6 protein-coding genes are annotated in these 6000 nt (G+C 39.5%); 4 read left to right on the top strand and 2 right to left on the bottom strand.

What is annotated here, in order from left to right:
* Nucleotides 1-19: 19 nt before the first annotated feature.
* Nucleotides 20-973, bottom strand: a complete 954-nt coding sequence (locus tag V7K44_RS02930; protein WP_334928484.1) for a stage II sporulation protein M — start codon at nt 971-973, stop codon at nt 20-22.
* Nucleotides 974-1053: 80 nt separating this feature from the next.
* Here V7K44_RS02930 and V7K44_RS02935 point away from each other — a divergent pair, with 80 nt between their 5' ends.
* Both V7K44_RS02935 and V7K44_RS02940 read left to right on the top strand, forming a co-directional pair.
* A complete protein-coding gene (locus tag V7K44_RS02935) occupies nt 1054-2022 on the top strand; it encodes a DUF975 domain-containing protein (RefSeq protein WP_334928486.1) in 969 nt (322 codons plus the stop codon).
* 20 nt (nt 2023-2042) lie between these two features.
* Complete coding sequence (locus V7K44_RS02940; protein ID WP_334928488.1) at nt 2043-2822, top strand: RDD family protein; 780 nt, start codon at nt 2043-2045, stop codon at nt 2820-2822.
* Nucleotides 2823-3064: 242 nt separating this feature from the next.
* Here the strand turns inward: V7K44_RS02940 and V7K44_RS02945 are convergent, their stop codons facing one another.
* Nucleotides 3065-3853 (bottom strand): DUF1868 domain-containing protein, encoded by a 789-nt coding sequence (locus V7K44_RS02945; RefSeq protein ID WP_334928490.1) that lies wholly within the window; start codon nt 3851-3853, stop codon nt 3065-3067.
* 153 nt (nt 3854-4006) lie between these two features.
* Here V7K44_RS02945 and holA point away from each other — a divergent pair, with 153 nt between their 5' ends.
* Both holA and V7K44_RS02955 read left to right on the top strand, forming a co-directional pair.
* On the top strand, nt 4007-4996 hold the full coding sequence (gene holA, locus V7K44_RS02950) for a DNA polymerase III subunit delta (RefSeq protein WP_334928492.1): 990 nt from the start codon (nt 4007-4009) through the stop codon (nt 4994-4996).
* 109 nt (nt 4997-5105) lie between these two features.
* The gene (locus tag V7K44_RS02955; RefSeq protein ID WP_334928494.1) at nt 5106-5588 is read left to right on the top strand and encodes a DUF4168 domain-containing protein; all 483 of its coding nucleotides are present in this window, start codon (nt 5106-5108) and stop codon (nt 5586-5588) included.
* Nucleotides 5589-6000: the final 412 nt, after the last annotated feature.

Raw genomic sequence — 6000 nt, forward strand, 5'->3', positions numbered from 1 at the left:
AGCCGCCATCTAAATTATTTTATGTTTTCTTGCGGCTACAATACATTACCAAAAGTATAAATAATCCTATTCCTGCCAGATATTTAATCGGCTCAGGTACGTTGGGGTTAGGGGAGAAAAAACCTTCGATCGCACCAGCAATAACCAACATTGGTACAATCCCAAATACTAGCTGCACCGCCTGATAACCATAGAATTTAAGTGCATCCCCACGGCGATATTTACCAGGAAATAAAATTGCTCTTGCTAATAAAAATCCCGCGCCCCCAGCAAAAAAGATCGCTGGTAATTCTAAAGAACCATGCGGAAATACAAAGGACCAAAAAGGATAAGCCAGATTATTTTGACCAACTAAAGTACCAACAGCACCAATTAATAAACCATTAAATACCATCAAATAGGCTGTGTATGCTCCAGCAATCATGCCTCCGGCGACAGCCCCAAAAGACACCGACAAATTATTGATCGTGATACCACTGGATGCCAGAGGTTCAACGCCGACAATTGAACCCATCCATAATTTATGCTCATCTCGTACCTTGGTAATCAAGCTTTCAGGTACGATTAAAGGCATGAAGCTGGGGTTCTGCCAGGAATACCACCAAGCCACTAGTGCGCCTAGTAGAAATAGCGCCGTTGCAGCAGCAATATATACGAATGCTTTCTGGACTACAGATGGTAATCCCCAACGATAAAATTCTAGGATTGCCTGCCATTCTTGTCGCCGCGAACCTTGGTAAATCTGCGTGTAGGCACGGGTTGTTAAAGATTGTAAACTTTGGAGCAAAGTATTACCGATTTGCTGAGTGCGGGCACGGGCCAAATCTGCCGCTACTGAACGATATAAACTCGCTAACTCTCTAATTTCTGCTGCCCGTAAGGACTTTAACCCTTTTTTTTCTATCTGCCTTAATAGGGCATCTAAACGCTGCCAATTAGGTTCTCGTCGCGCAATCCAACGTTGAATATTCATGAATTTTGGGAACACTGAGTTTAACTTAGCTTAAGATAGCCTCAAATTCATCTCCGTAGTTTCAAGGTAAATTTACCATTATGTCTGAAAACTTTGGATTTTCCGGTCAGATACAACCACTGAGTTTAGGGAATGTAGTTACTGCTGGATTCCGAATTTATCGCTCTCATCTAAAATCCTACTTTTCGCTGGCTTTAATAGGGTATTTGTGGTCATTGCTGCCATTTTTATTTTTCATTCCTGCTGTGATAGCACTTTCTTGGAACTTGCGCTTTAACAATAATTCTCTTTTGGTTTGGCTGATTGTAGTGCTAATTGGAATAATTGTGTATTTTTATGCATTGGGAAAATTCTTAGTTAACGCTGCCATTATTTCACGATTAGCTTTTGGTGAATTAGTCAATCAACCCGAAACTGTTAATACTGCTCGCAGCAAAGTTAAACCTCGTTTATGGATGTTTGTACTAACTGTACTCTTGCTATTGGTGATTTATTTTGTCCTCTTACTATTTTTTGTAATTTCACTATCTCTCCTACAGACTTTACAATGGATAAATCCCTTAAGTTTGATTTTACCACTGTTAAATGTTGTGGCTTTTTTTATTGTATTGGCTGCTGTTTTTTGGTTCGCTGCAAGGTTTTTTATAGCTGATGTACTAATAGGAATTGAAACTCATCTCGATCCAATTACAGCCGTTAGCCGCAGTTGGGAGTTAAGTAAGGGAAATGCATTGCGGATTGTTTTAATAATCTTCGTATCTTTATTGATACCAATGCCTATACAAATAGTTATTCAGTTAATTGTCAAAGGAATTATACAAGCATTAATTCAGCCATTCTTAATTGAGCAAGGAATACCAAATATTATGAATGGTTCAACAAATGCAATTTTCTTTATTGTTAAAGTTTATTTACTTATATTAGTATCAATATTTTTAGTCAATGCAGTTATTTTACCCTTCTGGCAAGCAATTAAAGCTGTTATTTACTATGACCTGCGGAGTCGTCGTGAAGGGTTAGGCTTGCAGTTACGCGATCGCAAAATTTAAACATCAGTATAAAAACGATTATGCACCTTTTCAATAATGTTAAATTTAATACTCCAGAAAGTGTAGAACTAGAGTTCACTCTTGCTGGAATCGGAAATCGTGCCTGGGCTTTGCTCATTGATTATCACGTTTTAGCTGGGATTTGGGTGGCATTTATCATAGCTTGGTCTATCATTTCAGACCAGTTAGGAGATTTTTGGGTAGATATTTTCGGTAGTGCAGTAACTTTGTGGCTGATGGCGATCGCATTCCTTGTGAGTTTTATGATTTACATCGGCTACTTTGTATTTTTTGAAACTTTATGGTTTGGGCAAACGCCTGGTAAACGGGTTGCTAAAATTCGCGTAGTTCGAGATGATGGTAGACTCATCGGGCTACAACAAGCAACGCTACGTGCCTTACTGCGACCCTTTGATGAAACTTTGTTTATAGGTGCTTTTTTAATTATGTTGGGTAGCCGTGAAAAGCGCTTAGGTGATTTGGCTGCTGGCACAATTGTCATTCAAGCCCAAAGACCGACTGCATCTGCAAGATTGACAATTTCAGAACAGGCAAAAGGACTTCATGAACAGTTAATCGAAATTGCTGATTTATCGCAATTGATGCCTGATGATTTTGCTGTGATTCGCGAGTATTTACAGCGACGTGCTGCAATGTCGTTAAAGGCAAGAGCCTCACTATCTCTAAAGTTAGCCGAGCAAGTTCAAGCTATTATTAATTTAGAAAAATTGCCAGCAGCTGTTACGCCTGATATTTTTTTAGAAGCAATTTACCTTGGTTATCAACAACCGAAATTTTAAGCTAATTAATAATGAGTATAAGAGGATGTTTGAAAAGTCATGATTGATGTATCAAATATTTCTTTATCCCACCCTAACCCTCCCCGATATATTGGTGAGGGAACCGGATTTTCTTGTTTCCCACCAATATATCGGGGGGATTAAGGGGGATAATAATTCGATTAAAGTCACAGCTAACTACTTTTAAAACATCCTCTAATTAGTAGTCAGTGAGTGGAAACTACTGACTACTAACTAATTACTTAAAAAGCTAAAATCGGCCAGTCTGGTTCACGATAATAGCGTGTCATGTTGTCAAACTTTCGTAATTCAACACGATCGATCAAAAATTCTGGCAAATTCAACAGCCATTCTTCATTCAATTGAGAAAGCATGGTGCTGAAGCTTATGCGGTCTAGGTCAGACGGAACCTCCCCAAAATAGGCTAATGTAACATGGGCTGTGAAGTGATAATGCTGCTCAATACCCAAGGCAATTAACTTGGGATTTTGATAAATTGTTCGACGAAATTGAATAATTTCCTCGTAACAGCGTTCATCTTGGGGGACTAAACAAATGGCTACAGCTCTTGGCATCAGTATTAGTCCCAGCATTTGCCATTTAATTGGATGACTCCTGTTTGTCATCAATTGTTGATATTTTTGAAATATTTCAGCTAAACAAGAGTGTAACTCCTCGTCAAATTTAGGATTTTTTTCGTAGGTATCAAGGTAAGCATTGTCCCAAATTAAATCCGCTAAAGTCAGATGGAAGCTAGCAGGAGGTACAGGTACAATCAAATTACGGTTTACAGGCAACTGCAAAAGTTCCTGTTGGTAAGTCTGTAATTTGGTATAGAAAGCAGAGTTGTGTGATTCTTCTTCTGCCGGCGGGGTAATTAGCGTATACCCAGGAAAGGATGCCGCTTGTCTCAACCCAGAATGTGGCTGAAACTTAGAAGATTCCTGTATATGCTGGGCTTGGGATCTGTAGGCTTCTGGCAGCGTCAGTCTTGCTAACCGATTTAAGTAAGTTTGATAGTTGTCGTCCAATCTTCATAGCCTCACGCTCTCACTTGATAGATTTTAGGGAAAATTACCTTGATTAAGAGAATGATTTCAAAAGTATTTAATTTTTGGGAGTGGGAAGTGGGGAGCAGGGGAGAATAATTAATGCCCAATGCCCATCTACTGAGAGGTTTATCTATGCCAATCTATGTTTACTGGGGTGAAGATGATTTTGCGATGGAAAAGGCGATCGCACTTTTGCGCGATCGCGTCCTCGATCCACAATGGACAAGTTTTAATTACACTGCATTCTCTCCAGATCAAGCTGATGCTGCTATCCAGGGGTTAAATCAGGTGATGACGCCTACTTTTGGCGCTGGTGGGCGCTTGGTATGGCTGCTAAACACTACTCTGTGTCAGCACTGTCCAGAGAATGTGTTAGCAGAATTGGGGCGATCGCTACCTGTGATTCCCGAAAACTCATTTTTATTGCTCACTAGCCGCAATAAGCCAGATGAACGCCTCAAATCCACGAAATTGTTAAAACAGTTTGCGACTGAATTCCGAGAATTTCCCCTCATCCCCCCTTGGAAAACAGAATTACTGGTGCAATCTGTTAATCAAGCAGCCCAGACAGTGGGCGTGAAACTGACTGCCAATACTTCCCATCTGTTGGCAGAATCTGTTGGTAATGATACACGGCTTCTTTACAATGAGTTAGAGAAATTACGGCTATATGTCCAAGATAGCAATAAGCCTTTAGACACAGATACTGTTACGAAGTTAGTAAGAAATACTACTCAAAATAGCTTACAATTAGCAGGAGCAATCAGAACAGGAGATACAGCTAAAGCTTTGACAACACTGGCAGATTTGAACAATGCTTCCGAGCCGGGATTACGGATAGTTGCCACACTGATTGGACAATTTCGCACCTGGCTGTGGGTAAAGATTATGATAGAAAGTGGGGAACGGAATCAACAAGCGATAGCTAAAGCCGCTGATATCGGTAATCCCAAACGGATTTACTTCTTACAGCAAGAAATCAAGCTGCTTTCTGTGCAACAGTTAATCTTTTGCTTACCCCTACTGCTGGAATTAGAGGTTAGCCTTAAGCAAGGAGCATCAGAAATGTCAACACTCCAGACAAAAGTAATCGAACTTTGTCAAGTATGCCGAGGAAATTGACAATCAAATATAAAAGCTCGATCTATTGAGCAGTTCCTGGAACTTCCAACTCTGAAAATAATTCAAAGTTCTTATAATATCCCTGATGTAGTTTTGTGTCACACACTATATGAATAAAATTTTCGATTTATTTTCTCGAACTAGCCGAAAGCGAACCCTTTCGCGATCGTTATTTTTCGGCGCGATCGCTACTGTGAGTCTGATTTCTAACGCTTTTTCATTGAGTTCTAAAGCTGAGGCTCAAACTCCAGCGCCAATAGTTAACAATACTGAAATCAACAGTTACGCTCAAGCCGTGCTAGCAATGGAGCCAGCCCGTCAAAATGCCTTTGAAGAAATTAAAAAACTTATTGGCAATGGAGAAATTCCCCAGATTGTTTGCAACGATTCTAACAGCATAAATGGTCTTCCAAAGAAGGCTCAAGATATCGCAGTGAACTACTGTAACCATGCTCAAAAAATTGTTGAAGATAATGGTTTGAAATTTGAACAGTTCAACAAAATTACTATAGAACTACAAAATAATACTATCTTAAAAAAGCAGGTTTACAATACACTATTACGCCTCCAACAACCTCCTGAATCTCGGTAAGTAGAAGGGCTACTTAAATCCAAGCACGTAGTAAGTAAGTGGTTAACTACTATGGGAATCATACTAATTATTCTGACATTATCGCAGTCCTATTTGATTCATGAAAAATATAGATAAGGCAACGAACCGCTTTCTCTAGGAGACACTATGTTAATGCGTAGCGTCTAGAGAAGGACGCAAAGGGAAGAAAGAGATATATAATTTTCACAAATGATTTAGGACTGCTACATATAAAAAATTTTGAGATTAGAAAAAAAGCTCGTGAGACATAGGGGAGAATTTAATTCATATTCCCCAATGCCCCATTTCTAAGTACGTCCTAGGGCGTGTCATCAATTAGGTAAAGTGGAATAAGAACAGGTGAAGAAAGATAAATAACAGGAAAAAGATGACGCGCCGATATGCACTACGA

This window comes from Nostoc sp., assembly GCF_036917235.1.
GTDB lineage: Bacteria > Cyanobacteriota > Cyanobacteriia > Cyanobacteriales > Nostocaceae > Nostoc.

Excerpts from the sequence above, each read along its gene's own strand:
- V7K44_RS02930 (WP_334928484.1), bottom strand. The coding sequence starts at position 973 with ATGAATATTCAACGTTGGATTGCGCGACGAGAACCTAATTGGCAGCGT.
- holA (WP_334928492.1), top strand. The coding sequence starts at position 4,007 with ATGCCAATCTATGTTTACTGGGGTGAAGATGATTTTGCGATGGAAAAG.
- V7K44_RS02955 (WP_334928494.1), top strand. The coding sequence starts at position 5,106 with ATGAATAAAATTTTCGATTTATTTTCTCGAACTAGCCGAAAGCGAACC.
- V7K44_RS02940 (WP_334928488.1), top strand. The coding sequence starts at position 2,043 with ATGCACCTTTTCAATAATGTTAAATTTAATACTCCAGAAAGTGTAGAA.
- V7K44_RS02935 (WP_334928486.1), top strand. The coding sequence starts at position 1,054 with ATGTCTGAAAACTTTGGATTTTCCGGTCAGATACAACCACTGAGTTTA.